This window comes from Actinacidiphila paucisporea (assembly GCF_900142575.1).
GTDB classification, from domain to species: Bacteria; Actinomycetota; Actinomycetes; order Streptomycetales; family Streptomycetaceae; genus Actinacidiphila; species Actinacidiphila paucisporea.
In genome coordinates this window covers 317110-343576 of the sequence record NZ_FRBI01000006.1, presented here as the reverse complement: position 1 = coordinate 343576, position 26467 = coordinate 317110, and the positions used below count along the sequence as shown (strand labels likewise).

Annotated in this window: 23 protein-coding genes; 5 read left to right on the top strand and 18 right to left on the bottom strand. The window is 74.0% G+C overall.

Annotation, left to right across the window (positions count from 1 at the left end):
- Positions 1–5: 5 nt before the first annotated feature.
- The 11 genes from BUE44_RS12965 to BUE44_RS12915 form a co-directional block, all read right to left on the bottom strand.
- Positions 6–893 (bottom strand): GNAT family N-acetyltransferase, encoded by an 888-nt coding sequence (locus BUE44_RS12965; RefSeq protein WP_143172501.1) that lies wholly within the window; start codon positions 891–893, stop codon positions 6–8.
- A gap of 287 nt (positions 894–1180) precedes the next feature.
- Positions 1181–3850 carry a pyruvate dehydrogenase (acetyl-transferring), homodimeric type gene (gene aceE / locus BUE44_RS12960; RefSeq protein WP_073497462.1) on the bottom strand — a complete coding sequence of 890 codons (2670 nt, stop codon included), beginning with the start codon at positions 3848–3850 and terminating at the stop codon, positions 1181–1183.
- A 218-nt stretch (positions 3851–4068) separates the two neighbouring features.
- A complete protein-coding gene (locus BUE44_RS12955; RefSeq protein ID WP_073497460.1) occupies positions 4069–4707 on the bottom strand; it encodes a GntR family transcriptional regulator in 639 nt (212 codons plus the stop codon).
- A gap of 151 nt (positions 4708–4858) precedes the next feature.
- The gene (gene sucB / locus BUE44_RS12950; protein ID WP_073497458.1) at positions 4859–6637 is read right to left on the bottom strand and encodes a 2-oxoglutarate dehydrogenase, E2 component, dihydrolipoamide succinyltransferase; all 1779 of its coding nucleotides are present in this window, start codon (positions 6635–6637) and stop codon (positions 4859–4861) included.
- Positions 6638–6760: 123 nt separating this feature from the next.
- Positions 6761–8149, bottom strand: coding sequence for a dihydrolipoyl dehydrogenase (gene lpdA, locus BUE44_RS12945; RefSeq protein ID WP_073497455.1), 1389 nt, complete (start codon positions 8147–8149; stop codon positions 6761–6763).
- 233 nt (positions 8150–8382) lie between these two features.
- A complete protein-coding gene (locus tag BUE44_RS12940; protein WP_073497453.1) occupies positions 8383–9891 on the bottom strand; it encodes a leucyl aminopeptidase in 1509 nt (502 codons plus the stop codon).
- Between the two features lie 220 nt (positions 9892–10111).
- Positions 10112–10903, bottom strand: coding sequence for an adenosylcobinamide-GDP ribazoletransferase (locus tag BUE44_RS12935; RefSeq protein ID WP_073497451.1), 792 nt, complete (start codon positions 10901–10903; stop codon positions 10112–10114).
- Positions 10904–10940: 37 nt separating this feature from the next.
- A complete protein-coding gene (locus BUE44_RS37430) occupies positions 10941–11600 on the bottom strand; it encodes a hypothetical protein (RefSeq protein WP_159450244.1) in 660 nt (219 codons plus the stop codon).
- Between the two features lie 73 nt (positions 11601–11673).
- Entirely contained in the window at positions 11674–13422 is a 1749-nt protein-coding gene (locus BUE44_RS12925) for a phosphatidylglycerol lysyltransferase domain-containing protein (protein WP_073497449.1), read from the bottom strand.
- A 93-nt stretch (positions 13423–13515) separates the two neighbouring features.
- Positions 13516–14601 carry a nicotinate-nucleotide--dimethylbenzimidazole phosphoribosyltransferase gene (cobT, locus tag BUE44_RS12920; RefSeq protein WP_073497447.1) on the bottom strand — a complete coding sequence of 362 codons (1086 nt, stop codon included), beginning with the start codon at positions 14599–14601 and terminating at the stop codon, positions 13516–13518.
- A 292-nt stretch (positions 14602–14893) separates the two neighbouring features.
- Positions 14894–16096: a bifunctional adenosylcobinamide kinase/adenosylcobinamide-phosphate guanylyltransferase gene (locus tag BUE44_RS12915; protein WP_073497445.1), complete on the bottom strand. Its 1203-nt coding sequence runs from the start codon at positions 16094–16096 to the stop codon at positions 14894–14896.
- Between the two features lie 140 nt (positions 16097–16236).
- On the opposite strand from BUE44_RS12915, the gene BUE44_RS12910 reads away from it, so the two are divergent.
- Positions 16237–16443, top strand: a complete 207-nt coding sequence (locus tag BUE44_RS12910; RefSeq protein ID WP_073497443.1) for a hypothetical protein — start codon at positions 16237–16239, stop codon at positions 16441–16443.
- A 39-nt stretch (positions 16444–16482) separates the two neighbouring features.
- Here BUE44_RS12910 and BUE44_RS12905 read toward each other — a convergent pair whose 3' ends face one another.
- The 3 genes from BUE44_RS12905 to BUE44_RS12895 form a co-directional block, all read right to left on the bottom strand.
- Complete coding sequence (locus tag BUE44_RS12905; protein WP_073497441.1) at positions 16483–17541, bottom strand: S1C family serine protease; 1059 nt, start codon at positions 17539–17541, stop codon at positions 16483–16485.
- Between the two features lie 121 nt (positions 17542–17662).
- Entirely contained in the window at positions 17663–18436 is a 774-nt protein-coding gene (locus BUE44_RS12900) for a class I SAM-dependent methyltransferase (RefSeq protein WP_407640023.1), read from the bottom strand.
- A 68-nt stretch (positions 18437–18504) separates the two neighbouring features.
- Positions 18505–19089 carry a DUF3043 domain-containing protein gene (locus BUE44_RS12895; protein WP_235002090.1) on the bottom strand — a complete coding sequence of 195 codons (585 nt, stop codon included), beginning with the start codon at positions 19087–19089 and terminating at the stop codon, positions 18505–18507.
- Between the two features lie 195 nt (positions 19090–19284).
- Between BUE44_RS12895 and BUE44_RS12890 the strand changes: the two genes are divergently transcribed.
- From BUE44_RS12890 to BUE44_RS35765, 3 genes are all read left to right on the top strand, one after another.
- Positions 19285–20076 (top strand): PspA/IM30 family protein, encoded by a 792-nt coding sequence (locus BUE44_RS12890; RefSeq protein ID WP_073497437.1) that lies wholly within the window; start codon positions 19285–19287, stop codon positions 20074–20076.
- 24 nt (positions 20077–20100) lie between these two features.
- Positions 20101–20379 (top strand): PspA-associated protein PspAA, encoded by a 279-nt coding sequence (pspAA, locus tag BUE44_RS12885; protein ID WP_073497435.1) that lies wholly within the window; start codon positions 20101–20103, stop codon positions 20377–20379.
- 98 nt (positions 20380–20477) lie between these two features.
- Positions 20478–21545 (top strand): sensor histidine kinase, encoded by a 1068-nt coding sequence (locus BUE44_RS35765; protein WP_235002088.1) that lies wholly within the window; start codon positions 20478–20480, stop codon positions 21543–21545.
- A 24-nt stretch (positions 21546–21569) separates the two neighbouring features.
- Here the strand turns inward: BUE44_RS35765 and BUE44_RS12875 are convergent, their stop codons facing one another.
- Positions 21570–22457: a GNAT family N-acetyltransferase gene (locus tag BUE44_RS12875; protein WP_073497433.1), complete on the bottom strand. Its 888-nt coding sequence runs from the start codon at positions 22455–22457 to the stop codon at positions 21570–21572.
- A gap of 41 nt (positions 22458–22498) precedes the next feature.
- A complete protein-coding gene (gene nadA / locus BUE44_RS12870; protein ID WP_073497431.1) occupies positions 22499–23695 on the bottom strand; it encodes a quinolinate synthase NadA in 1197 nt (398 codons plus the stop codon).
- Between the two features lie 247 nt (positions 23696–23942).
- On the opposite strand from nadA, the gene BUE44_RS12865 reads away from it, so the two are divergent.
- Positions 23943–24296: a HesB/IscA family protein gene (locus BUE44_RS12865; RefSeq protein ID WP_073497429.1), complete on the top strand. Its 354-nt coding sequence runs from the start codon at positions 23943–23945 to the stop codon at positions 24294–24296.
- 112 nt (positions 24297–24408) lie between these two features.
- Here the strand turns inward: BUE44_RS12865 and BUE44_RS12860 are convergent, their stop codons facing one another.
- Both BUE44_RS12860 and BUE44_RS35760 read right to left on the bottom strand, forming a co-directional pair.
- The gene (locus BUE44_RS12860; RefSeq protein WP_073497427.1) at positions 24409–26082 is read right to left on the bottom strand and encodes a hypothetical protein; all 1674 of its coding nucleotides are present in this window, start codon (positions 26080–26082) and stop codon (positions 24409–24411) included.
- A gap of 96 nt (positions 26083–26178) precedes the next feature.
- Positions 26179–26409, bottom strand: coding sequence for a hypothetical protein (locus BUE44_RS35760; protein ID WP_079189686.1), 231 nt, complete (start codon positions 26407–26409; stop codon positions 26179–26181).
- Positions 26410–26467: the final 58 nt, after the last annotated feature.

Below are 26467 nucleotides of genomic sequence, written 5' to 3'. Positions count from 1 at the left end.
TCGGCTCAGCGCCGGCGCAGCCGGAGGCGGAAGCGGACGGTCCGGCGCAGCGGGCGGAAGCCCAGCGTGGTGTTCACCGCGAGGAGGTGGCGGCTGTCGTCGGGAACGCCGGTGTGGATCTCGGCGAGGTCGGGTTGCGCCGCGGGCAGCCGGCGGAGCATCTCGGACTTCATCCACAGGGCGAGGCCGTGGCCGCGGTGGGCGGGGACGACCGCGGTGTCGTACTGGTGGGCGCGGCGGGCGCCGTCGGCGGGCAGGAGGACGGTGGTGTAGCCGGCGACATCGCCGTCGTCGTGGAGCGCGGCCACCGTCAGGAGGCGGTCGCCGCGGCGGGCGGCGAGTTCGGCGGTCTCGTGGACGGCGGCCGGGTCCCAGCGGAAATCGCCGGCGTCGGCCGCGGTGGCGGGCAGCCCGCGCAGGGCGCCGGCGAAGCCGTCGGTGAGGGTGTCGGGGGCGGCGCCCTCCCAGGCGGTCAGGCGGTAGCCGGGGTGAGGGACGTCGGGGAGCTCGCCGATCCCGCCGGGGATGCCGTCCAGGGCGAGCCGCTGCCAGGTCAGGCGGGTGACGGGGACGAAGTCGCGGGTCGCCAGGAATCCCTCGCCGGGCGTGCCGGCGACCGCTTCCGCGGACAGGGTGCCGCAGCCGGCGGCGGTGGCGGCCTCGGTGACGGTGGCGAGCAGCCGGGAGCCCGTGCCGAGGCGCCGGTGCGCCGGGTGGACGGTCATCTGGACCTCGGCGGGGGGACCGGGCGTGCCCTCCGCCGCCGTGCCGGACAGCCGCAGGACCGCTGTCGCGACCGGTTCGTCGGCGGAGCCGCGCAGCAGCCACAGGACCAGCCGACGGCTGCTGCCGGTGGTGGTCAGGCCGGCCCGCACCGCGGCCTGCGAGGGCACCGGCTCTCCCGGCCGGTCGTGCGCGAGCGCGGCGGACTGCACTCGGTACCAGGCGCTGAGGTCCTCGGCGGTCGGAGCTGTTAGAGGACTGGGGTTGGCAGGCATCCGGGGGAACTTAACCGGTACTTGTAGAGGCCCGCAATCCCCTTCGGGCCAGTAGGTTTCGCCGACGCCCGGCATTCACGGGTTCCTTGGGTGCGATTCAGCCCCGACAAGGAATGCCGCCACGGGAGTCGGCACAGGCCACACCCGTGACGGCGGCAACGCGTCGGGACGACACCGGCGGCTCAGAGCCCGTACCGCTGCGCCGCCTCCTTCACCTTGGCCGCCTCGACCTCGCCGCGCCGGGCGAGCGCCGCGAGGGCCTGGACGGTGAGCGACTGCGGGTCCACCCCGAAGTGCCTGCGGGCGGCGTCGCGGGTGTCCGACAGGCCGAAGCCGTCGGTGCCGACCGACGTCCAGTCCTGCTCGACCCACGGCGCGATCTGGTCGGGCACCGCCCGCATCCAGTCGCTGACGGCGACCACCGGGCCGGGCGCACCCTCCAGCGCGCGCGTCACGTACGGCGTACGCTCCTCGCCGCGCAGCCGGGCCGCGTCGCACTCCAGCGCGTCGCGCCGCAGTTCGGTCCAGGACGGCGCGGACCACACGTCGGCGGCCACCCCCCAGTCCTCGGCCAGCAGCCGCTGCGCGTCCAGCGCCCAGTGGATGGCGGTTCCCGAGGCCAGCAGTTGCACCCGCGGGGCGCCGGGCGCCGGGTCGGCTGCGGCCCGGTAGCGGTAGAGGCCCTTGAGGATGCCCTCCTCGACGCCGGCCGGCATCGCGGGCTGCACCTTCGGCTCGTTGTAGACCGTCAGGTAATAGAAGACGTCCTCGGCGTCGGGGCCGTACATCCGCCGCAGGCCCTCGCGGACGATCACCGAGACCTCGTACGCGAACGCCGGGTCGTAGGAGATCGCCGCCGGGTTGGTCGAGGCGATCAGGTGCGAGTGGCCGTCCGCGTGCTGGAGGCCCTCGCCGGTCATCGTGGTGCGGCCCGCGGTCGCACCGATCACGAACCCGCGGCCCAGCTGGTCGGCCAGTGCCCAGAACTGGTCGGCGGTGCGCTGGAAGCCGAACATCGAGTAGAAGATGTAGAACGGGATCATCGGCTCGCCGTGCGTGGCGTACGCGGTGGCCGCCGCGGTGAAGTCGGCGAGCGAACCGGCCTCGGTGATCCCCTCGTTGAGGATCTGGCCGTCCTTCGCCTCCTTGTAGTACAGCAGCTGGTCGCGGTCGACCGGGTCGTACGTCTGGCCCTTGGGCGAGTACAGGCCCGCGGACGGGAAGAGCGACTCCATGCCGAAGGTGCGCGCCTCGTCGGGGACGATCGGCACCCAGCGGCGGCCGGTCTCCTTCTCCCGCATCAGGTCCTTGACCAGCCGCACGAAGGCCATCGTGGTGGCGATCTCCTGCGAGCCCGAGCCCTTCTCCAGCGCCAGGTACGCCTTGTTCCCGGGCGCCGGCAGCGGCAGCGGCCTGGCGACGACCTTGCGGGCCGGGGCGGGGCCGCCCAGGGCCGCGCGCCGCTCGCGCAGGTAGCGCATCTCCGGCGAGTCCTCGCCGGGGTGCCAGTACGGGACGGTGTCCGCGTCCAGCGCGCTGTCCGGGATGGGCAGCTCCAGCAGGTCGCGCATCGCGCGGAACTGCGCCCCGGTGAGCTTCTTCATCTGGTGGTTGGCGTTGCGCGACTCGAAGCCGGCGCCGAGGGTGTAGCCCTTGACCGTCTGGGCGAGCACCACGGTCGGGGCGCCCTTGTGGTCCAGGGCGGCCCGGTAGGCCGCGTAGACCTTGCGCGGCTCGTGTCCCGCCCGCGAGGTCTGGAACAGTTCGAGCAGCTTGGCGTCGGCGAGCCGGCCGCCGATCGTCCGCAGCGAGGCGTCCGCGCCGAAGAAGTGCTCGCGGATGTAGGCCGCGTCGCGGGTGGCGTACGTCTGGAACTGCGCGTCCGGCACCTCGCGCAGCCGCCGCAGCAGCGCGCCGTCCACGTCCTGGGCGAGCACCTCGTCCCAGGCCGCGCCCCACAGCGCCTTCACGACGTTCCAGCCGGCCGCGCGGAACTGCGACTCCAGCTCCTGCACGATCTTGAAGTTGGGGCGGACCGGGCCGTCGAGCCGCTGCAGGTTGCAGTTGACGACGAAGGTCAGGTTGTCCAGGCCCTCGCGGCCGGCCAGCGCCAGGGCGGCCGTCGACTCGGGCTCGTCCATCTCGCCGTCGCCGAGGAAGGCCCACACGTGCGAGTCGGAGGTGTCCTTGATGCCCCGGTGCTCCATGTAGCGGTTGAAGCGGGCCTGGTAGATCGCGGACAGCGGGCCGAGGCCCATCGAGACGGTGGGGAATTCCCACAGCCACGGCAGCCGCCGCGGATGCGGGTACGACGGCAGGCCGTCGCCGCCGGTCTCCTGCCGGAAACGGTCGAGCTGGCCCTCGGACAGCCGGCCGTCGAGGAAGGCGCGGGCGTATATGCCGGGGGAGGCGTGGCCCTGGATGTAGAGCTGGTCGCCGGACCCCGTGCCCTCCTTGCCGCGGAAGAAGTGCTGGAAGCCGGTCTCGTACAGCCATGCCGCCGACGCGAAGGTGGCGATGTGGCCGCCGAGGCCGAGCCTGCTGCCGCGGGTCACCATGGCGGCGGCGTTCCACCGGTTCCAGGCGGTGATCCTCGCCTCGATCGCCTCGTCGCCCGGATAGGCGGGCTCGGCGGCGGTCGGGATGGTGTTGATGTACTCGGTCTCCAGCAGCGAGGGCAGGTTGCCGCTCGCGCTTTCGAGGGTGCGCCGCATCAGGTACGCGGCCCGGTGCGGCCCGGCGGCCTTGGTGACGGCGTCGAGCGACGCGAGCCACTCGGTGGTCTCTTCCGGGTCGCGGTCCGGGATCTGATCGAGCTGACTCGGCCGGGTACGGCCAACGGCGTCAGGCATGGGGTGCCGCCTTCCGAATGGAGGGAGGTGCTGAGTGCGAGTGGTGGGAGTCGGCAGACAGGGCTCGCCCTCGGCACCGACTTTACGCCTTCGATCGATGATCGATCAATCATTCTCAGCGCTGAATTCCAAGTCGGCACAGCGTGCCAGCCTTGGAGGCACGCAGTGCCGCCCCCCGGGAATCTTCGATTCCCAGGGGTGGAAGGGCCGGGCGGAGATCAGACCTGCGGAGCGCAGCTCAGGACGTGCGACTTGATCAGGGCGCAGATGTTCGGGTCGCGGCGGGTGAAGGCGTCGACGATGTCCTGGTGCTCCGCCGCGTAGGCGCGGGGTGCGGGGCTGAGCCAGCGGATGGACAGCGTCGTCCACACCTCGATGCCGAGCGACTCCCACGCGTGCAGCAGCACCGCGTTGTCCGCCGCGCGGACCAGCTCGTGGTGGAAGGCCACCGTGTGCCGCACCTGGGCCTCGCTGTCGAGTGCCGCGTCGGCCAGCCGCAGCGCGGCGACCTCGCGCTCCAGGGCGGCGGGGGCGAAGGCGAGCGCCGGGGCGGCCAGCTCGGCGGCGACCTGTTCGAGCCCGGCGCGCACCGGATAGCTCTCCTTGAGGTCGGCAGCGGTCAGCCCGCGCACCCGCACCCCCTTGTTCGGCGCCGACTCGATCAGCCGCAGCGCCTCCAGCTCCCGCAGCGCCTCCCGCACGGGAGTCTGGCTGACCTGCAGCTCCGCCGCGATCCGGCGTTCCACGATCCGCTCGCCCGGCTTCCAGCGCCCGCTGACGATCCCCTCCAGGATGTGCTCGCGGATCTGCTCCCGGAGGCTGTGCACGACAAGGTGCGGGACGGCGGCAGGGGCCATGGGGCGCTCCTTCACGTGTTGCGTGACACCGACCATACGACGAAGAAGCAACCGTGCCTCCCGTCCGGCCGCGACGGGCACGGACAGGCGCCCCCGCCCCGGGTGGACCGGGACGGGGGCGCCGAGTGCCGTGCGGCGCTGCCGCGGGCGGTTACAGGCCGAGCTCGACCTCGAACTCGCCCGCCTCCAGGATCTCCTTGACCGCCGTCAGGTAGCGGGCGGCGTCGGCGCCGTCCACCAGCCGGTGGTCGTAGGACAGCGACAGGAAGGTCATGTCGCGGATGCCGATGACCGTGCCCTCGGGGGTCTCCACGACCACCGGGCGCTTGACGGTCGCGCCGATGCCCAGGATGGCGGCCTGGTTCGGCGGCACGATGACGGTGTCGAACAGCGCGCCGCGCGACCCGGTGTTGCTGATGGTGAAGGTCGCACCCGCCAGGTCGTCCGGGGTGATCTTGCTGGCCCGGACGTTGGCCGCCAGCTCCGCGGTCTTCTTGGCGATACCGGCGATGTTCAGGTCGCCCGCACCCTTGATGACCGGGGTCATCAGGCCCTTCTCGGAGTCCACCGCGATCCCGATGTTCTCGGAGTCGAAGTAGGTGATCGTGCCCTCGTCCTCGTTGATCCTGGCGTTGACCACCGGGTGCGCCTTGAGGGCCTGGGCGGCCGCCTTGACGTAGAAGGGCATCGGCGAGAGCTTGACGCCCTCGCGGGCCGCGAAGGCCTCCTTGGCCTGGGCGCGCAGCCGCATGATGCGGGTGACGTCCACCTCGACGACGCTGGTGAGCTGCGCCTGCGAGTGCAGGGCCTTCATCATGTTGTCGCCGATGACCTTGCGCATCCGGGTCATCTTGACCGTCTGGCCGCGCAGCGGGGACACCGCGGCGGCGGCCTTCGGGGCGGCGGCCGGGGCCGCCTTCGGCGCGGCGGCGGCGGCCTTCGCGGCCTCCGCGGCGGCGATGACGTCCTGCTTGCGGATCCGCCCGCCGACGCCCGTGCCCTGCACGGAGCCGAGGTTCACGCCGTTCTCGGCGGCGAGCTTGCGGACCAGCGGGGTGACGTACGCGCCGTCGTCACCGGTCGTGGCCGCCGGAGCGGGCGCGGCCGGGGCGACCGGAGCCGGAGCGGGAGCCGGGGCCGGCGCAGGAGCGGCCGGAGCGGGCGCGGCGGCGGCCGGCGCGGGGGCCGGGGGCGCCACCGGCGCGGGAGCCTGAGCTGCCGGAGCCGGAGCCGGAGCTGCGGGAGCCGGGGCCGCCGGGGCGGGGGCGGGCGCGGCAGGTGCCGGAGCCGCGGCGGGGGCGGCACCGGCCGCGCCGATCACCGCGAGCCGGGCGCCGACCTCGGCCGTACCGTCCTCCTCGACCAGGATCTCCAGCAGCGTGCCCGCCACCGGGGAGGGGATCTCGGTGTCGACCTTGTCGGTCGAGACCTCCAGCAGCGGCTCGTCGGCCTCGACGCTGTCGCCGACGGCCTTCAGCCAGCGGGTGACGGTGCCTTCGGTGACCGACTCGCCCAGTGCGGGCAGCACGACGTCGGTGCCGGACGCGCCGGAGTCACCGGCGGCCGCCTCGGCGGTCGGGGCCGGAGCGGGCGCCGCGGCCTCGGTCGACGGGGCCGTCGGAGCCTCGGTGGGCACCGGCGCGGGCGCCGGCTCGGCCGCCGGGGCGGCCGGGGCGGCGGCGGGGGCGCCGCTGCCGTCGTCGATGACGGCCAGCTCGGCGCCGACCTCGACCGTCTCGTCCTCGGCGACCTTGATGGACGCGAGCACGCCGGACGCGGGGGAGGGGATCTCGGTGTCGACCTTGTCGGTCGAGACCTCGAGCAGCGGCTCGTCGGCCTCGACGCGCTCACCCTCGGCCTTGAGCCAGCGGGTGACGGTGCCCTCGGTCACGCTCTCGCCGAGCGCCGGCAGGGTTACGGAAACCGCCATGGTTGCGGTTACTCCTCACGATCTACGAATGGGTGGCGTGGTGGAGGGTCGGGCGCTGCCTGGGGGATCTTGCCGGGTTGGCGGTGTCCGCTCCCAGCTCCCGCCCGACCCCCGGGGCAGGACCTAGTCGTGCGAGTGCAGCGGCTTGCCCGCGAGAGCGAGGTGGGCCTCGCCCATGGCCTCGTTCTGCGTCGGGTGCGCGTGGATGAGCTGCGCGACCTCGGCGGGCAGCGCCTCCCAGTTGTAGATCAACTGCGCCTCGCCGACCTGCTCGCCCATCCGGTCACCGACCAGGTGGACGCCCACGACGGCACCGTCGCGTACCTGGACGAGCTTGATCTCGCCCGAGGTCTTGAGGATCTTGCTCTTGCCGTTGCCCGCCAGGTTGTACTTGAGCGTCACGACCTTGTCGGCGCCGTACACCTCCTTGGCCTTGGCCTCGGTGATGCCGACGGACGCGACCTCCGGGTGGCAGTACGTCACCCGCGGCACACCGTCGTAGTCGATCGGCACGGCCTTGAGGCCCGCCAGCCGCTCCGCGACCAGGATGCCCTCGGCGAAGCCGACGTGCGCCAGCTGCAGGGTGGGCACCAGGTCGCCGACGGCCGAGATGGTCGGCACGTTCGTCCGCATGTACTCGTCGACCAGGACGTAGCCGCGGTCCATCGCGACGCCCTGCTCCTCGTAGCCCAGGTCCTGCGAGACCGGGCCGCGGCCGATCGCGACCAGCAGCACCTCCGCCTCGAAGGTCTTGCCGTCCGCCAGCGTCACCTTCACACCGTCCGCGGTGTACTCGGCGCTCTGGAAGAAGGTGCCCAGGTTGAACTTGATGCCGCGCTTGCGGAAGGCCCGCTCCAGCAGCTTCGAGCTGTTCTCGTCCTCGACCGGCACCAGGTGCGGCAGGCCCTCGACGATGGTCACGTCGGTCCCGAAGGACTTCCACGCCGAGGCGAACTCGACGCCGATCACGCCGCCGCCCAGCACGATCGCCGTCTTGGGCACCCGGTCGAGGGTCAGCGCGTGGTCAGAGGAGATGATCCGGTTGCCGTCGATGGTCAGCCCGGGCAGCGAGCGCGGTACGGAACCGGTCGCGAGCACCACGTGGCGGCCCTGGACGCGCTGGCCGTTCACATCGACCGAGGTCGGGGACGACAGCCGTCCCTCGCCCTCGATGTACGTCACCTTGCGTGACGCCACCAGGCCCTGCAGGCCCTTGTAGAGGCCGGAGATCACGTCGTCCTTGTACTTGTGGACGGCCGCGATGTCGATGCCCTCGAAGGTGGCCTTCACACCGAACTGCTCGCTCTCGCGAGCCTGGTCCGCGATCTCACCGGCGTGCAGCAGTGCCTTGGTGGGAATGCAGCCGTTGTGCAGACAGGTGCCCCCGAGCTTGTTCTTCTCGATCAGGGCGACGTCCAGTCCCAGCTGCGCAGCACGCAGTGCGGCTGCGTAGCCGCCACTGCCGCCGCCGAGGATCACTAGGTCGAAAACAGTGCTGGCGTCGTTCGCCACGTCACGTCCTCCATGCATGGGTTCGCCGGAGCCGGTCCACCATGACCGGGCGGCGGCTTTGGTTCGGCCGCTTTGTCTTAAAGGGGGCCCTGTCGTGCCGAGACAACATCTTCGCACTTCTCAGGGGCTCGCGGGCCACCGGCCCTGCCGGGGGAACACCAGGAGCGGCCCCCGGCATGTCGCCGGGGGCCGCACGTGACACATCTCACCCGGACGGCGGTGCCGCCCGCCGGTCAGAGCAGGTCGCCGTCGGCGGTCTGCCGGGCCAGCGCCACCAGGGTGCGCACGGCCGTGCCAGTGCCGCCCTTGGGGGTGTAGCCGAACGGTCCGCCCTCGTTGAAGGCCGGGCCCGCGATGTCCAGGTGCGCCCAGGTGATGCCCTCGCCCACGAACTCGCGCAGGAACAGCCCGGCGATCAGACCGCCACCCGGACGTACGCCCATGTTGGCGATGTCCGCGGTCGGGGAGTCGAAGGTCTTGCGCAGCTGCTGCGGCAGCGGCATCGGCCAGGAGTCCTCGCCCTCGGCGAGCGCGGCGGTGTGCACGGCGGTACGGAAGCCGTCGTCGTTCGCCATGATCCCGAACCGGCCGTCGCCGAGCGCGAGCACCATCGCACCGGTCAGCGTCGCCACGTCCACGATCGCGTCCGGCGCCTCCTCCGACGCCCTGGCCAGCGCGTCGGCCAGCACCAGCCGGCCCTCGGCGTCGGTGTTCAGCACCTCGACCGTCTTGCCGCTGTACATCCTCAGCACGTCACCGGGACGCGTCGCGCCGCCACCGGGCATGTTCTCGGCCAGCGCCAGCCAGCCGGTCACGTTGACCGCCAGGCCCAGCTTGGCCGCCGCCACGACCGCGGCGAAGACCGCGGCCGCGCCGCTCATGTCGCACTTCATCGTCTCGTTGTGCCCCGGCGGCTTCAGCGAGATGCCGCCCGAGTCGTAGGTGATGCCCTTGCCGACGAAGGCCAGCGTCCTGGTCGCCTTCGCGTGCGAGTACGCCACCCGCACCAGCCGCGGCGGCGTCGCCGAGCCCTGGCCGACGCCCATGATGCCGCCGTAGCCGCCCTTGACCAGCGCCTTCTCGTCCAGCACCTCGACCTTGAGGCCGTACTCCCTGCCCGCGGCCTGCACCGCGGCGGCGAAGGCCTTCGGGTTCAGGTCGTTCGGCGGGGTGTTCACCAGGTCGCGCGCCCGGTTGACCTCCTCGGCCACCGCGGCCGCCCGCTCCGCCGCCGCCTTGTGCGCCTTGTCGCGCGGCTTGGCACCCACCACCGCGACCTCGCCGAGCGGGCCCTTGCCCGAGTCGGCCTGGTACGCCGTGAACGCGTACGCGCCGAGCAGGGCTCCGACCGCGACCGCCTCGACGTCCGCGGCGTCCGCCGCGGGCAGCGCGAACGCCGCCTTCTTCGCCCCCGAGAGCGCCCTGGCCGCGGTGCCCGCCGCCTTGCGCAGGACCTCGGGGTCGAACCCCGCGCCGTCCTCGGGCGCCTCCCCCAGGCCCACCGCCACCACGACCGCGGCCTTCACGCCGGCCGGCGACGGGAGCTTCGTCAGCTCGCCCTCGGCGCCGGTCGCGCCGAGCGTCTCCAGCGTCGAGGCGAGCTTGCCGTCGTACGCGGCATCCACCGATTCCGCCCCCGGGGCGAGGCGCGGGCCGCCCTTGGCGGCCTTGCTCACCCCCACGACGACGGCGTCCGCGCGCAGCGCTGCGGCGGCGGAGGTACTGAGTGTCAGAGCTGTCACGGTGGCTCAGGTCCTATTCGGTCGAGGTCCTTGTCAAAGGCCGGTGGATGGCCCGGCCGGGCCGGTCCCCGCATCGTATTCCGCCGCACCATCGGGGCAGTCCGCGGTGCCCACCGGCTCGCCTGAGACTACGCCGCCCCCCTGCGGCCCGCGCCACCGTCGGCCGCGCCCCGCAGTTGGCCTCGGCCGGCCTCGGCCGGCTCCGGCGGCGCCCGCGACGTCAGCGCAGGGCCAGCACCAGGAGCGCCGCCGTGCCCGCCGTCTCGGTCACGGCGCCGAAGACGTCCCCCGTCACTCCGCCCAAGCGGCGGACGCAGCGCCGCACCACCGCCTCGCCCGCCCCCGCCGCGCCCAGCACGGCGACACCGCAGCGCAGCCAGGTCAGCCCCCCGAAGCCCAGGCCGCCGACCGCGGCGGGCAGGGCGCACAGGCCGGTGGCACCCAGGGCCAGGGACGGTGGCACCGCGCCGGCGACGGCCGCGCCGAGCCCGCCGGGCCTGGCCGCCGGAACCCCCCGCCGGCACGCGGCGAGCAGCGCCGCCCGCGCGGACACCGCGGCGATCAGTGCGGCGGCGCCGCCGTACCGCCACCCGTGCCCGTAGCAGGCCGCGACCGAGGCGGTCTGGAAGAGCAGGGCGAAGACCAGCACCACGACCCCGAACGGCCCGATGTCGGACTGCCTCATGATGCGCAGGGCGTCGTCCGCCTCCTTGCCCGAGCCGAGCCCGTCGGCGGTGTCGGCGAGCCCGTCGAGGTGCAGCCCCCGGGTGAGCGCCGCGGGCACCGCGACGGCGCCGGCCGCCGCGAGCAGCGGCCCGGCGCCGAGCGCGACGAGCAGCCCGCCGCACACGGCGGCCGCCAGCCCGATCACGGCCCCGACGAGCGGCGCGGCGAGCATGCCGCCCCGGGCGGCGGCCCGGTCCCATCGGGTGAGCCGCGCGGGCAGCACGGTGAGGGTGCCGAAGGCGAAGCGCAGCGCGTCACCGGCCGAGGCCGGGGGAGGCTTGTCCATCGCGCGAGGCTATCGGCCGCCGGTGCGGGGCCCGAGGTCAGTGCCCCGGCGGGGCCGGACCGCGCAGGGCGTGGCCCGGGGCGCGGCCGAAGAGGGTCAGGACGAGCGTCACGCCCGCGAGGTGCTCGTAGCCGGCGAGGTTGGGGAGGGAGACGACCTCCACGACCATCGCCGAGACGATCGCGCCGACCGTCCACCAGGCCCGGTAGCGCAGGGCGACGTAGACGCCGAGGGCGACGACCGCCGCGGACGGCCCGGTGTCCCGGACCAGGAGGTCGTGCGCGGGCAGGCCGAGCGGCCAGTGCGGGCCGGCCCACAGCGAGTAGCGGGCGAAACCGGTGCCGGCCAGCGTGGCGAGCAGCGCGACGCCGAGCGTGCGGCGCGGGCCCACTGTGGCCTCGGCGATCCCGAAGACGACCACGACCTGGAGCAGCAGCCCCCACACCGGCAGCCAGGGGTCGGGCAGGAAGACCGACAGGGGAGTACGCAGCAGCGCCTGCCACCACGGCAGGCCGGCGTAGACCCCGCCGAGCCGTTCCACCCACCCGCTGGTGCCGCGCCCGTGCTGGAGCAGCTGGAGCAGCAGGATCCCGGCACCCGCGCCGAGCGTGACGGGTACGGCCCGCGCCCCCCGCGCCCGCAACCGCCCGCGCACGTCCCCGAGCATGGCGCCCCACTCGGCGAACAGCCGCGTCACGCCGACCCCGCGAAAGCCGCCGCGCCCACCGCCGTATCCGCCGTCCCGCCGGCGCCCCGCGGCCGGGCGGCCCTCACCGGGCCGTCCTCTCCACCCGCCCCGCCGGTCGCCGCCGCAGCGGCGAGGGAAGACGGGGGACGCCGAGGAAGCCTTCGGCGCGGGCGCCGGCGAGGCCGATGCGCGGGAGTTCGCTCGACTTGCCGAAGAGGACATAGCGCGGCTCCCAGATCGGCCGGAATTTGGCGTTGGCGCGGTAGAGGGACTCGATCTGCCACCACCGTGAGAAGAACGTCAGCAGGGAGTGCCACAGGCGCAGTACGGGTCCGGCGCCGAGCCGGGAGCCGCGTTCGAAGACCGACCTGAACATCGCGAAGTTCAGCGAGACCTGCTCGACGCCGACCTCCTCGGCGTGCTGGATGAGCTCGATGACCATGAACTCGATCAGGCCGTTGTCCGAGCCGCGGTCACGCCGCATCAGGTCCAGGGACAGGCCGCGCGGACCCCACGGCACGAAGCTCAGCAGCGCTCGCGGCCTGCCGTCGCCGTCCGCGCACTCGACCATCACGCACTGGCCGTCGGCGGGGTCGCCGAGTCGGCCGAGCGCCATCGAGAACCCGCGTTCCGTCTGGCCGTCGCGCCAGTCGTCGGCGCGCTCCACGAGTACGGCAAGCTCGCCCGGCGGGATGTCGGCGTGCCGCCGCACGCGTACCGTGCAGCCCGAGCGGCGTACCCGGTTGTACGCCTGCCTGACCGTACGCATCGCGCGCCCTTCGAGGGTGAAGTCGGCGGTCTCCACGATCGCCTCGTCGCCGAGTTCGAGGGCGTCCAGACCGTGCCGGGCGTAGACCGTGCCTGCCTCCTCGCCGGCGCCCATGACGGCCGGCACCCAGGCGTGCTCACCGGCCTCGTTCAGCCAGGCGTCGATGGCGCCGGGCCAGGCCTCGGGGTCGCCGATGGGGTCGCCGGAGGCGAGGGAGACGCCGCCCAGCACCCGGTAGGCGATCGCGGCCTTGCCGCTCGGCGACCAGATGACGCTCTTGTCGCGGCGCAGCGCGAAGTAGCCGAGCGAGTCGCGTTCGCCGTACCTGTCGAGCAGGGCGCGCAGCCGCCGCTCGTCCTCCGCGCCCAGCAGCTCCCGGCCCCGCGGCGAGCGGAAGGCGACGAAGAGGATGAGGACGAAGAGCAGGGTGCTCATGACGTTGATGACGACGTCCACCCAGCCCGGGGTGGAGATGGCCATGAACGCGTGGTCGTCGGGAACCAGGGAGATCAGCCGCAGCAGGGCGTAGCCGAAGCTGTCGCCGAAGGTGCCGTCGTGCTGGGAGTCGGTCGCCGTGACCAGGACGGTGCCGATCAGCGCGGCCAGGACCAGGCCGGTGACGGCGGTCACCGCCGCGTGCCACGGGTTGGCGGGGTCGCCCTTGGCGCGGAATTCCCGCCGCCCGGCGAGCAGCGCGGCCAGGAAGGCGGTGGTCAGGGCGAGCGAGATCCAGTTCTGGGCGTGGTCGTGGATGTCGGGCCACACCATGCTCAGCGCGAGCGCGGCGAAGAACAGGCCGCACAGGACGAGGTTGAGGATCCAGGCGGCCCGCTTGCGGCGGCGCATGGTGACGGCGAGGAAGAGGGCGATGGCGCCCGAGGTGAAGCCCGCGGTCAGCAGATACGGGGTGAAGTAGTCCTGCGCGTTGTGCCGCCGGATGTCGGTGCCGAAGGAGACCCAGACGGCGCCGAGGAAGTTCAGCGCGGCCACCAGGCGCAGGTACCAGACCGTGAAGACCGCGCTGCGCGCCGCCAGGCGGCGTGTTGGCCGGGCACTTCCCATGGGTGGGAAGCATAGAGCGTAATGTCTGATTTACGGCATTACGCTCTATGGGCGCGTCGGGGCGCGGCGGGGCGGCTCCGGGCAGGCTGGAGGCTAGGCCTCCACGGCCTCCACGGCCTCATCGACGGGCTCGGCTCCCTCGTCGACCGGGAGTTCGGCGGACAGCGCCGCCGCGGCCTGGATCAGCGGCAGCGCCAGCAGGGCGCCGACACCGCCGCCGAGCCGGATGCCCTGGTCGAGCAGCGGGTCGAGGGAGATCCGGTCCAGCGCCTTCGCCTGGCCCGGCTCACCGGTGGCGTGGCCGGCCAGCCACCAGTCCGGTGCCCGGAAGGCGACGCGCTGGCCGAGCAGCGCGCAGGCCGCGCTGACGACGCCGTCGAGCACGACGGGCAGTTTGCGTACCGCGGCTTGGAGCAGGAAGCCCGTCATCGCGGCGAAGTCGGCGCCGCCGACGGTGGCGAGCAGGGCGATCTGGTCGCCGAGCACCGGGCGGGCGCGGCGCAGGGCATCCCGGATCGCGGCGCACTTGCGCATCCAGGCGAGGTCGTCGATGCCGGAGCCGCGGCCGGTCACCACGGAGGCGTCCGTGCCGCACAGCGCGGCGATCAGCACGGCGGCCGTCGTCGTACCGCCGACGCTCAGGTCACCGAGCAGCACCAGGTCCGTGCCGGAGTCCGCGTACCGGTCGGCCAGTTCGGTACCCGTACGGAAGGCCTGCTCGGCCTCCTCGCGGGTCAGCGCGTCCTCGACGTCGATACGGCCCGAACCGCGGCGCACCCGATACGCCGTCACCTCGTCCGGCAGGTCCGCCGGGTCGCAGTCCAGCGCCATGTCGACGACGTCGACCGGTACGCCGAGGCGGCGCGCGACCACGTTCACCGGGGCGGTGCCGTCGATCGCGGCCCGCGCCAAGGCACTTGCCGTGCCGGGCTTCCTGGCCGAGACGTCCAGCGCCGCGACGCCGTGGTCGCCGGCGAAGAGGACGACGCGGGGCGCGGTGATGGGCCGCACCGGGACCACCCCCTGCACGGCGGCCAGCCAGTCGGCCAACTCCGCGGCCTTCCCCAGCCCGTCGGCCGGCCGCACCAGCGCCCGCCACCTGTCTGCCGAGTCCCGCCGCAGCCTTGCGTCGGGGCGCTCCACCAGGGAGCCGAAGTCGTCCAGCACGATGCCACTCACCCGCCGAACAGTAACCTAGCCCGGCTCTCCGGGTCCTCCGGCCCCGCACCCCCGCCAGCGGGCGGCCTCTCCACGCCGGCACTTCCCCGCGCCCGGGCGGCGTGTGCTCGCGCGGTTCCCCCCGCCCCTGGGGGGTTGCCCCTTGCGGTGGGGGGTGCCCACCAGGGGCGCGGGGAACTGCGCGCTCAGCCGGTCACCGGCGGGTGCTCCGGGGTCGGACCGGGCGGCCCCTTTGGGCCGGTGGCGACCCGCGCGCGGGTCGGGGCGGAGGGCCGGCTTCGAGGGGGCCGCGTCAGCGGAGGGGGAGGGGGAGGCCGGCGATGAGGAGGAGGACGTGTTCGGACTCGGCAGCCATCATCGCGTTGAGCCGGCCGAGTTCGTCGCGGAAGCGACGACCCGCGGGGGTCGCGGGGACGACGCCGGAGCCGACTTCGTTGGAGACCGCCACGGCGGTGCGACGGGTCGCACGCCATGCCGCGGCCAGCGCGTCCGCACGGGCGCGTACGCGGCGGGCCGCGCCGTTGTGCCAGGCGTCGTCGTCCCACGCGCCCTCCGTGTCGAGGACGTCGGTGAGCCACAGCGCGAGGCAGTCGATGAGGAGCGGGGGGCCGGCGGCGTCGGCGAGGAGCGGGAGGAGGTCGCGGGTCTCCAGGGTGCGCCAGCCGGACGGGCGGCGTTCGCGGTGCCGGGCGACACGGTCGGCCCAGTCGGCGTCGCCGTCGCGGGTGCCGCCGGTGGCGGCGTAGACGACCTCGGGGAAGGCCGCGAGGCGGCGCTCGGCCTCGGCGGACTTGCCGGAGCGGGCGCCGCCCAGCACCAGGGTGCGGCGCGGCACGTCGGGCACGGCGTGGTAGTCGCCGGCGACCAGCGTCGTACCGTCGGGCACGGCCCTGGCACCGTACGCGGCCAGCCGCCGGCTCAGCTCGGGCTGCGGCGGCGCGTCGTGGCCGAGGTGGACGGCGACCACGTCGGTCGTGCCGGCGACCGCGCCGGCCGCCCGCAGCCGGGCGAGCGCGTCGGGCCGCCCGATCGCGTCGAGCAGCACCAGGTCGTACGGCGGCTCGTCGGCGCCGTCGAGACCCGCGGGGGCGCAGCCGGGCGGCAGGTACAGCAGCCGCAGGCCGTCGGGCGACTCGACGGCGTAACCCGTGCCGGGCGCGTCCATCGCCAGCGCCCGCACCTCGTGGCCGGTGATCAGGGTGAGCCGCTGCCCGTCGGGCAGCCGGGTGGGCGCGGGCAGCCCGGCCGGGATCTCCACGGCCGGGCCGTCGTGCGGGTGCGAGAGCAGGGCAAGGCGCAGCCCGGCGAGGCTGTGCCCGGCGCGGGCCGCGGCCAGGGCCACGCCCGGCGTCAGGTCGAGCAGCACCACACCGTCGACCAGGACGGAACTCGGGGCCCGGGCGCCGTGGTCCACGGCGAGGGCGCAGGCCGCGCAGGGGCAGTCGGGGACGGGCAGGCCTTCGGGCCCCGCGGTGCCGAGGAGAGTCGCTTCCACGGCACGATCGTCTCGCGTCGCGCCGCGCGGGGCGCGCGGGGGCCGCCATGTGGCGACGGCCCCACCACCGCCGATCCCGCGAGTTACGCTGCCCTGGCAGCTTCCCGCAGCACTCTGGACTCGGCACCGAGGAGACACACATGGCGTGGACGTGGCGGTTCGAGAAGGCCGACGGCACCGAGGTGGCGCCCGCGGTGGAGCCCGAGGAGTTCACCACGCAGGGCGACGCCGAGTCCTGGCTGGGCGAGGTCTGGAAGGACCTGCTCGAAGGCGGTGCCGACCAGGTCGTCCTCTCCGAGGGCGACGCCAGGATCTACGGCCCGATGAGCCTGCACGCCGACGCGTGACGGTGGCGTCCCCCGTGCGCGCGGGGGACGCCACCCGCGTCACCCCAGCGACGTCAGCGTGACCTGCGCGGTCTTCGTCGCGCCGTCCCGGTCGTAGGTCACCGCGACCTTGGTGCCCGGTGTGAGCGACGCCAGCACCGTCGTGAGGCTCTGCACGGTGGTGATCGGCGTACCGCCGACCTTGGTGATGACGTCGCCGGAGCGCAGTCCGGCCTTGGCGGCGGCGCCGCCCTTGCTGACGGAGACGATCGCGACGCCCGCGGGCTGCTGGTTCTGGTCGACGACACCGCGGACGGTCACGCCGAGCGCGGCCCGCCCCGAGTCGGTGACCTTGCCGTGCTTGATGATCTGGTCGGCGATCCGCTTCACGGTGGACGCCGGGATCGCGAAGCCGATGCCGGGCGCGGCACCGCTGCCGAACTGCGGGTCGGTGGCGGCCAGCGTGGGGATGCCGATCACCTGGTTGTCGAGGTTGACCAGGGCGCCGCCGCTGTTGCCCGGGTTGATCGCGGCGGACGTCTGCACCATGTCGGGGATGGTCGCCCCGGTGCCGCCGTCGGCGGAGCCCTCGCTGACGGTGCGGCCGGTCGCCGAGACGATGCCCTGCGTGACGCTGCTGGACAGGCCGAGCGGATTGCCCATCGCCAGCACGATCTGGCCGACCGCGACCTTGCCGGAGTCGCCGAAGTCGGCTGGCTTGAGGCCCTTCGGCGGGGACGTCAGGCGGATCACGGCGAGGTCGTTGGCGGGGAAGGACGCGACCAGCTTCGCGCCGAGCGGGCTGCCGCCGGTGGCCAGCGACACCTGGAAACTGGTGGCACTGCCGATGACGTGGGCGTTCGTGACGATGTCGCCCTTGCCGTCGTAGACGACGCCGGAGCCGAGGTCCTGCTCGGTGGTGATCTGCACCACGGACGGCAGGACGTTCTTGACGGTGTTCTGGTACGCCGTCTGGAGGTCGTTGCCGCCGCCCGTCGCGGCGACCCGGGCGTTGGCCTCCGGCGGGGACGGATTCCCGGCCGCGCCCGAGGTGCAGGCACTGACCGCCAGCGCCAGGGCGGCTGCGCCGGGCGGAAGGAGCGTACGAGGTCGCCTCATACCCGCATCCTCCCTTCGCCCCGCCCCCCTCACCCGCCCCGAGGTCCATCCGGGTGCCCCTGCGCCCCGCCGTACAGCGTGACGGCGCCCGCCAGGGAGGCGGGGAGCAGGGAGCGGACCGTCAGGAACGCAGGCCGCAGAGGTGGAGGAGCGCGGCCACCGCGCGATAGGGGTCGTTGCGCCCGGCGGCGTCCTCCGCGTCGAGGAGGGTGGCGAGGGCGCCCGGGTCCGCGGGGGCGAGCGCGTGGTCGGGGGCGGTGTCGGTGAAGACCCGCACCCCGTACCAGGTGTGCAGCGGCACCCCGATGCCGGCCAGCGTCGTCGTCATGGGCGCCAGCCGGTCGGCCCGGGTGGCGATCCCGAGGCGGTTGACGTAGCCGGGGGACCCGAAGGCCTGGAGCGCCGAGGCGTAATCGCCGAGCAGGCCCGGCCGCATGGCCAGGGCGTCGCCGTTGCGGACGACGAGGGACAGCAGCCCGCCGGGTGCGAGCACCCGGGCGAGCGCGGCGAGCATCGGCTCGGGGTCGGGCACGTACATGAGCACGCCGTGGCAGAGGACCACGTCGAAGCACGCGGGGCCGAAGTGCCGGCCGGTCTCGCGCCCGTCGCCCTGGAGGGCGACGAAGCGGGCCCGCACGTCGGCGGGCTCCGCGGCGACCGCCGCCCGCAGGGCGGTGAGCATGGCGGGGTCGGCTTCGAGGCCCGTGACGAGGTGCCCGGCGCGGGCCAGCCGCAGGGCCTGCGTGCCCTGGCCGGGGCCGATGTCCAGGACCCGCAGCCGCCGCACCGCGTGGGCGCCGCCGGCCGGCGGGAAGTGCGCGGCGAGCTGCTCGTCCAGCTGCCGCGCGACCAGTTCCTGCCTGACGGTGTTCCGGAGGCCGCCGAGGCCGGCCAGCCAGGTGTCCGCGCCGCCCTGGAAGCCGCCCGCGCCCGGGGCGGCGGGCCCGCCGGGGGCGAAGCCGTTCAGAGCTTGGCGCCGCGCTGGACCTGCGGCTTGGGGAGTCGCATCCGGCGCATCTGGAGGGTCCGCATCAGACCGTAGGTGACGGCCCGGCCGGTGTTCTGGTCGGGGAAGCGCGTGGCCAGCTGGCGGCGCAGGCTGAAGCCGGTGATCACCGAGTCGACCAGGATCAGCACGATGACCAGCACCCACAGGAACAGCGAGAGCGTCTGCACGGCCGGCATGAGGCTGCCGACGAGGATCAGCACGGCCATCGGCAGGAAGAACTCGGCGACCCGGTAGCGGGAGTCGACGTAGTCGCGGGTGAATTTGCGCACCGGGCCCTGGTGGGTGGCCGGCAGGTAGCGCTCGTCGCCGTTGGCCAGCGCCTCGCGGCGCTTGGCGAGGTCGACGCGGCGGGCCTCGCGGGCCTGCTTGGCGGCCGCCTTGCGGTCGGTCGGGGTGTTGACCGCTTTGCGGCGCTGCTGCTGGGCCTCGCTGCGCTTGGGCGTGGGGCGACCCTTGGGAGCCTGCGGGTCGCGGGTCTGGTCCTCGAGCACTGCGGCTACTGCGAGGGCCTGCTCATCTTCGGAACGGCGTCGGTACACGTTTACAAGGTTACGTGCTTCCGCCGCCCGACCCCAGCCCCCGTCTCCTCCCTGGGCATGGGGTGGCCGAACCGTGATCGTCCTTGCGGATGAGCGCATCCGGGTCCGAACAGTGCGGTAATGGAACCAAGGCCCGTAGGCTGGGGTCTGTAGAGGTGCTGGAGCAGTTGCCGGAGAAGGGGGCGCGCGAGGCCCATGAGCGGTGTCATGAAGCGGATGGGACTGATCTTCCGCGCGAAGGCCAACAAGGCCCTGGACAGGGCCGAGGACCCGCGCGAGACGCTTGACTACTCGTACCAGAAGCAGCTGGAGCTGCTGCAGAAGGTACGGCGGGGTGTGGCCGACGTCGCCACCTCCCGCAAGCGGCTGGAGCTGCAGCTGACCGAGCTGCAGAAGAAGTCGTCGACCTACGAGGACCAGGGCCGCAAGGCGCTCGCGCTGGGGCGTGAGGACCTGGCCCGCGAGGCGCTGTCCCGGCGGGCGGCCCTGCAGCAGCAGGTCACCGACCTGGAGACGCAGCACACGACGCTGCAGGGCGAGGAGGAGAAGCTCACGCTGGCCTCCCAGCGCCTGCAGGCCAAGGTGGACGCCTTCCGTACGAAGAAGGAGACCATCAAGGCCACCTATACCGCCGCCCAGGCGCAGACCCAGATCGGCGAGGCGTTCTCCGGCATCTCCGAGGAGATGGGCGACGTCGGCATGGCGATCCAGCGCGCCGAGGACAAGACCGAGCAGCTGCGGGCCCGCGCGGGCGCGCTGGACGAGCTGATCGCCTCCGGCGCCCTCGACGACCCGACGGGCATGGCCAAGGACGACCTCCAGGCCGAGCTGGACCGGATCTCCGGCGGCAGCGACGTGGAGCTGGAGCTGCAGCGGATGAAGGCCGAGCTGGCGGGCGGCAGCGCCCCGCAGGCGATCGAGGGCGGCCAGGGCGGTCGAGACGCCCAGGGCCGGCCGCAGGACACCCCGAGGTTCGACAAGCAGTAGGCGCCCGCAACGGAGGAGGCCGTCATGATCGCGCGGATCATGGGGGAGGGCCAGGTGAGGTTGGCGCAGGCCGACCTCGCCCGGCTCAACGAGCTGGACACCAAGCTGCTCGCCGCGGTGGAGGCCGGTGACGAGGAGAGCTTCCGGCGCACGCTGGGCGCCCTGCTCGACGAGGTCCGCAGCCGCGGCGTACCACTGCCCGACGATGCGCTGGAGCCGTCCGAGCTGATCCTGCCCACGGCGGACGCCACCCTCGACGAGGTCAAGGCCATGCTCAAGGACGACGGGCTGATCCCGGGCTGACCGGGCTGCTCCAGGGCCGACCGAGCTGATCCCAGGCTGACCGGCAGGCCATCCGGCGCCAACGGCGGGGGCTTCGCCCCGGGAATACAGTGGTTACCGTGCAGTATCCCAGGAGAGCTTCCGGCCTGCCCGTGCGGTGGCGCAGGGGCGTGCCGCACCGCAGGGCGCTGTGGGCCGTGCTGCTGCTGGCCTGCGCGCTGTCCGCCGTTCTCGTCGCCCGGCACCGGGTCGACGGCCGGATCGTCGCCGTCGTCGCCTGGACGGGCACCGCCGCGGCCGCGGCCGACGCCGTACGCAGCCGCAGGGCCTACGCCGCCGCGATCGCCGAGCGGGCGCTGCGGGCCGAGGAGACCCGCGAGGAAGAGGCCAAGCGCCGGGTCGCCGAGGAGCGGCTGCGGATAGCCCGCGAGCTGCACGACGTCGTCGCCCACCAGATCGCACTGGCCAACGTGCAGGCGGGTGTCGCCGCCCACGTCATGGACCGCCGCCCCGACCAGGCGCAGCAGGCGCTCGCGCACGTACGCGAGGCGAGCCGGTCCGCGCTGGACGAACTGCGCGCCACCGTAGGGCTGTTGACGCAGCGCGGTGAGCCCGCCGCGCCGATGGAGCCGGCCCCGGGGCTCGGGTTGCTCGATCAACTCCTCGACGGCTTCCGGCGGGAGGGGCTGCGGGTCACCGTCGAGGAGCGCACCGGCGGCGACCCGGCGCCGCTGCCGCGCGAGCCGCTGCCGGCCGGCGTCGACCTCGCCGCCTACCGGGTGATCCAGGAGTCGCTGGCCAACGTGTGCAAGCACGCCGGGCCCGGCGCGGACGCGGTCGTACGGATCAGGCGCGACCCGGGGGCACTTGAGGTCGTGGTGGACGACGACGGGGCGCCCGGCACCGCCGAGTCGCTGCTGCCCGCGCCGAGCAGGCCGCGCCCCGACGCGGCGGGCGACGGCAGTTCGCAGGTGCCGCCGGGCATCCCGTGCCCCGGCCGCCCCACCGAGCGCGGCACCGGCGGCCCCGGCCTGCTGGCGATGTACGAGCGGGCCAGCGCCCTCGGCGGTATCTGCCGGGCCGGCGCCCGCCCCGGCGGCGGCTTCCGGGTCTGGGTCCGCCTCCCGCTGTCCGCCCCGCGCCACCACCCGGCGTCCCCGGCCCCGGCGGACCGGACCTGCGGCTGACGCGCGGACGCGGGGCCGCGGGCTTCAGAGGAAGAGCTGCGAGGGGATGTACGGGTTCGGCGGGCGCATCCCGCGCAGGCACACGTAACCGGCGTTGGAGATCTCCATGCCGGCCGCGATCCCGACGTCCACCGCCCACTCCTGCTCCGCCGTCAGCCCGGCCACCCGCACCGGGCGGCCCTGCGGCATGCTCACCAGGGCCGCCGTCAGCAGCCGGGTGGCCAGCCGGCGGGACGTCGCGGCCAGCAGCTCCACACCGCGGTCGTCGGCGTAGCAGTAGCCGCTGCCCGCCAGGTCGTCCACGACGAACAGCCGGAAGTGCCGCGGCAGTTCCTCGTGGTCGGGCCCGTGGGCACCGCCGCGGGTGCGGCGGTCGACGGAGTCCATCAGATCCCGGTGCCTGGCGGTGCCCTCGTGCACGGCGCCGTCCAGCGGCGCGAGGCCCGCGGGGTCGACCACCCCGGTCAGCCGCATCGCCGGATGCAGCGTGAAGCCCGCCCTGCGGAAGGTCCGCGGTGCGGCCGGGTGCCGGGTGCCGCAGATGATGCCGCGCAGGCAGGCCCGCCCGTGCACCAGCGCCCGCGCCATCAGGGCCTTGCCGACTCCCTTGCCCTGCGCGCCCGGCGCCACCGCCAGCAGCGACAGGCCCCAGGTGCCCTCGCGCCGGGACGACAGCACCGCGCCCACCGGGCCCGCCGCCTCGTCCTGCGCGATCCAGCAGCCGCCGGGGTCGGTCGTGGCCAGGTGGCGGGTGCGGCCGCGCTCCCGTGCGGCGGCCTCGGGCCGGCCGCCGGCTTCCTCGAGGAGCGCCGGGTCGCCGCCGATCGCCCGCGAGGCGCCGAAGGCGGCGGCGGCGACCTCCCGCACGACCTCGGCGTCCTCCTCGTCGTCCCGAACCGGTCGAAGGATCACCCGTCCATCATTGCTCCGGGCCGCCCCCGGCGGCAGGGGTTTTACGGCAGTGCGAGCATCTGCTCCAGAGCCAGCTTGGCGAAGTGCTCGGTCTCGGCGTCGACCTCGATGCGGTTGACCGTCTTGCCGTCCGCGAGGGACTCCAGCGCCCACACCAGGTGCGGCAGGTCGATGCGGTTCATGGTCGAGCAGAAGCAGACGGTCTTGTCGAGGAAGACGATCTGCTTGTCCGGGTGCGCCTTGGCGAGCCTGCGCACCAGGTTCAGCTCGGTGCCGATCGCCCATGCCGAGCCGGCGGGGGCCGCGTCCAGCATCTTGATGATGTACTCGGTCGAGCCGACGTGGTCGGCGGCGCTGACGACCTCGTGCTTGCACTCGGGGTGCACCAGCACGTTGACGCCGGGGATGCGGGCCCGGACGTCCTCGACCGACTCCAGCGAGAAGCGGCCGTGCACCGAGCAGTGGCCGCGCCACAGGATCATCCTGGCGTTCCGCAGCTGCTCGGCGGTCAGCCCGCCGCCCGGCTTGTGCGGGTTGTAGACGACGCACTCCTCCAGCGGGATGCCCAGGTCCCGCACCGCGGTGTTGCGCCCCAGGTGCTGATCGGGCAGGAAGAGCACCTTCTCGCCCTGCGAGAAGGCCCATTCCAGCGCGCGCTGCGCGTTGGACGAGGTGCAGATCGTGCCACCGTGCCGGCCGGTGAAGGCCTTGATGTCGGCCGAGGAGTTCATGTACGACACCGGGACGGTCACGTCGGCGACCCCTGCGTCGGCCAGCACGTCCCAGCACTCGGCGACCTGCTCGGCACTGGCCATGTCGGCCATCGAGCAGCCGGCCGCCAGGTCGGGGAGGATCACCTGCTGCCGGCTCGACGTGAGGATGTCGGCGGACTCCGCCATGAAGTGGACACCGCAGAAGACGATGTACTCCGCCTCCGGCCTGGCCGCCGCGTCCCTGGCCAGCTTGAAGGAGTCGCCGGTGACGTCGGCGAACTCGATCACCTCGTCGCGCTGGTAGTGGTGGCCGAGCACGAAGACCTTGTCGCCGAGGCGGGCCTTGGCGGCCCTGGCGCGCTCCACCAGGTGCGGGTCGGACGGCGCCGGGAGGTCACCGGGGCAGTCCACACCCCGCTCGCTGCGAGGGTCGGACTCGCGGCCGAGAAGCAGCAGCGCGAGCGGGGTGGGCTGTACGTCCAGGGTTTCTGTGGTGGTCACGGGCCGGACGCCCTTTCTTTGCATCGCAGACCTTTTCGTCTACTTGACGCTATCTATCATAGCCCGTTCGCGTCAGATTGACGATGTCCGGTCTCGTCAATGTGACGCATTCGTCCCTCCCCGCCGCGCGGGGGTGCCGGTGTGCGAGCATGGTGAGGACGAAGACCCCGCGGACTCGCTCGACCCCGCTCGGCCCGACCGGAATGAATCCGGAAGAGCGCCGGTTTAGCAGTCGGTAAGCCAGTAGTCCGTACAACCCGGGAGTAAGCAGATGACGGTTCAGGACGAGACCAGCACGACGGACGGCATCCTCCTGTCGGACGCCGCCGCCGGCAAGGTGAAGACCCTGCTGGAGCAGGAGGGCCGGGAAGACCTCGCGCTGCGGGTCGCGGTCCAGCCCGGCGGCTGCTCGGGCCTGCGCTACCAGCTCTTCTTCGACGAGCGCTCGCTCGACGGCGACGTCGTCAAGGACTTCGGCGGCGTCAAGGTCGTCACCGACCGGATGAGCGCGCCGTACCTGGGCGGGGCGTCGATCGACTTCGTGGACACGATCGAGAAGCAGGGCTTCACGATCGACAACCCGAACGCGACCGGCTCCTGCGCCTGCGGCGACTCCTTCCACTGAGCCTCCGCCCCGCGCCCCCGCGGCGCAGGGCAAGCACCAGGGGCGCGGGCCCGCACCATCAGGTGCGGGCCCGCGCCCCTGTCTGCATGCCCGGCGGGGCAGCGAGACCCCGCTAGTGCCGGACCGGCAGGTCGGTCGTGGCGTCCACGACCGTACGGGTCCCCAGCGGTGACCTGAGGGTGACCGAGGTCGTCTGGGCCTTGACCATCGCCGGGCAGAACGCCCCCGGATTCTTCGCCGTGCCGGTCACCCTGACCGTCACGGCGCCGGCCTGCTCGGAGGCCGACGCGGCGTACGTGTCGCAGACCCCGCCCCAGAAGGTCAGCGTCAGCGTGTTGCCGTTCGCCTGGTAGCCGGAGATTTTCTCGGGTGACGCGGGGGAGGGGCCGCCGGGCGCGTTGCCGCCGCCCTGGCCGCCCTGGCCGCCCTGGAGGTCGTCCTGGGTGACGGCCTGCCGGGCGATGACCGAGGTGGTGGCGGAGCCCTCGGGCCGCGCTTCGAAGAGCCAGGCGGGCACCAGTGCCTGGCCGCCGGGGACGAACTGCGGGGCCAGGCCGAATTCCGCGCCCGTGATGTCGGTCGGCGGCAGGTGCGGCGCCACGCACGGCAGGCTGGTCGGCAGCGTCCTGTCCTGGCCCGGGACGGTGGACGACGCGGCGGAACCCGCGGCGTTCCCGCCGGGCCGCGCCGGCTGCGCCTGGCCCTTGTCGTCGGGCATCGGCTCCTGGCAGGACTTCCGGTACTGCGGCTGCATCATCCGGGCCGACAGGCTCCTGAACGCCTGGTCGGCGCTGATCACCGGGTAGCTGTTGCCCTTGGCCAGCGCCGAGAGCCGTCCGTGGCCGCCGACGATCCGGCCGTTCGGGTCGATGTCGAGGCCGGTCTCCCAGCCGTGCGTGGGCAGCCCGCCGACCACCGGGTCCGCGGTCACCGTGCGGATCGAGCCCGCCGTCCTGGTGGCGTCGACCCGCGCGCCGGACAGGCCCAGCTCGGCCAGTACGGGCGCCGCCACCGCCTCGGCCCGCTGCGCGGAGACCGGCGGGGTGCCCGCGTCCGCGCCCGTACCGGAGCCGGAGCCCGCGGCCGGGGCGGAGCCCGGGGCGGACGCGGCCGGGGGCGCCACCGTCGCCGAGTCGGTCGAGTTCGAGTCCGCCGCGTTCGGGCCCGCCGAAGGGGCGGCCGCCGTGGGCGGTACCTGCGGCAGTGCGGGCGGCACCACCGTCGTGGCGCCCGCGACGCCCTGGCCGTTGCGGGCGTACGACCAGGTGCCCGGCGCGTCAGGCCCGGCCAGCAGCGCGGGGCCCGTACCGTCCGCGGCGCCGGCCCGCCAGGAACCGTGGTCGGCGACCACCGGCCCGGCCACGCCCAGCAGGGCCGCCAGCCGGCCGACCGCGGCCCGGCCGGCGCCGCCGTCCGGGCGGTAGAGGGGGGACGGCCCCGGGATGTCCTTCGGCAGGGTGCCGGTCAGCCGGTAGACGCTGCCGATGCCCGTGTCGGCCACCGTGCCCGGCCCGCCGTCCGCCGTGCCCGGAAGCGTGGTGACCGGGCCCGCGTGCGCGGTCGGCGACTTCCCGCCGCCGCCCGCGGTCACCGCCCAGTAGGCGCCGCCGCCCGCCGCGGCCAGCACCGCGGCGGCCACCAGGGCCACCGTCGTCCGCCGCCTGTGCGGCGCCCCGTTCCGCGGGTGCCCCCCGAGGGCCCCGCCGACGAGGACGTCGTCGTCCCGACCGGACTCGTGGTCTTCGCCCCGCGGGCGTACCTCATGATCGTCGTGCTCGCTGCTCACCGCGCACCCTCCTCGGCTCGGTCGACCGTCAGGTGGCGATGTGACGCGGCGAGCGGCCCGCCGGTTCCGCGGGCCGCGGGTACGTGGCGGGAGGGGTCAGTCGCCGAACTCCGCCATACCGGCCACCACGTGGGCCGACGCCGCCGGCACCGTGATGCCGTGCAGGCCGGCCGGGGCGGGCGCGGTCCGCTCGCCGGACACCGGGACACGCCAGTGCGCGGCCATCTGCCGGCAGTCGCCGATCAGCTGCTCCATCGAGTCCGGCTCGGCGAGCGGGAGCGGAGCGAGCGGGGATGTGACACCAGTGACACGCGGGGTAGACCTCATATCACCGACACTAGGCACGGGTGGTCCGGGGAGAAAGCCCTACTATCGGGTAGTTTCG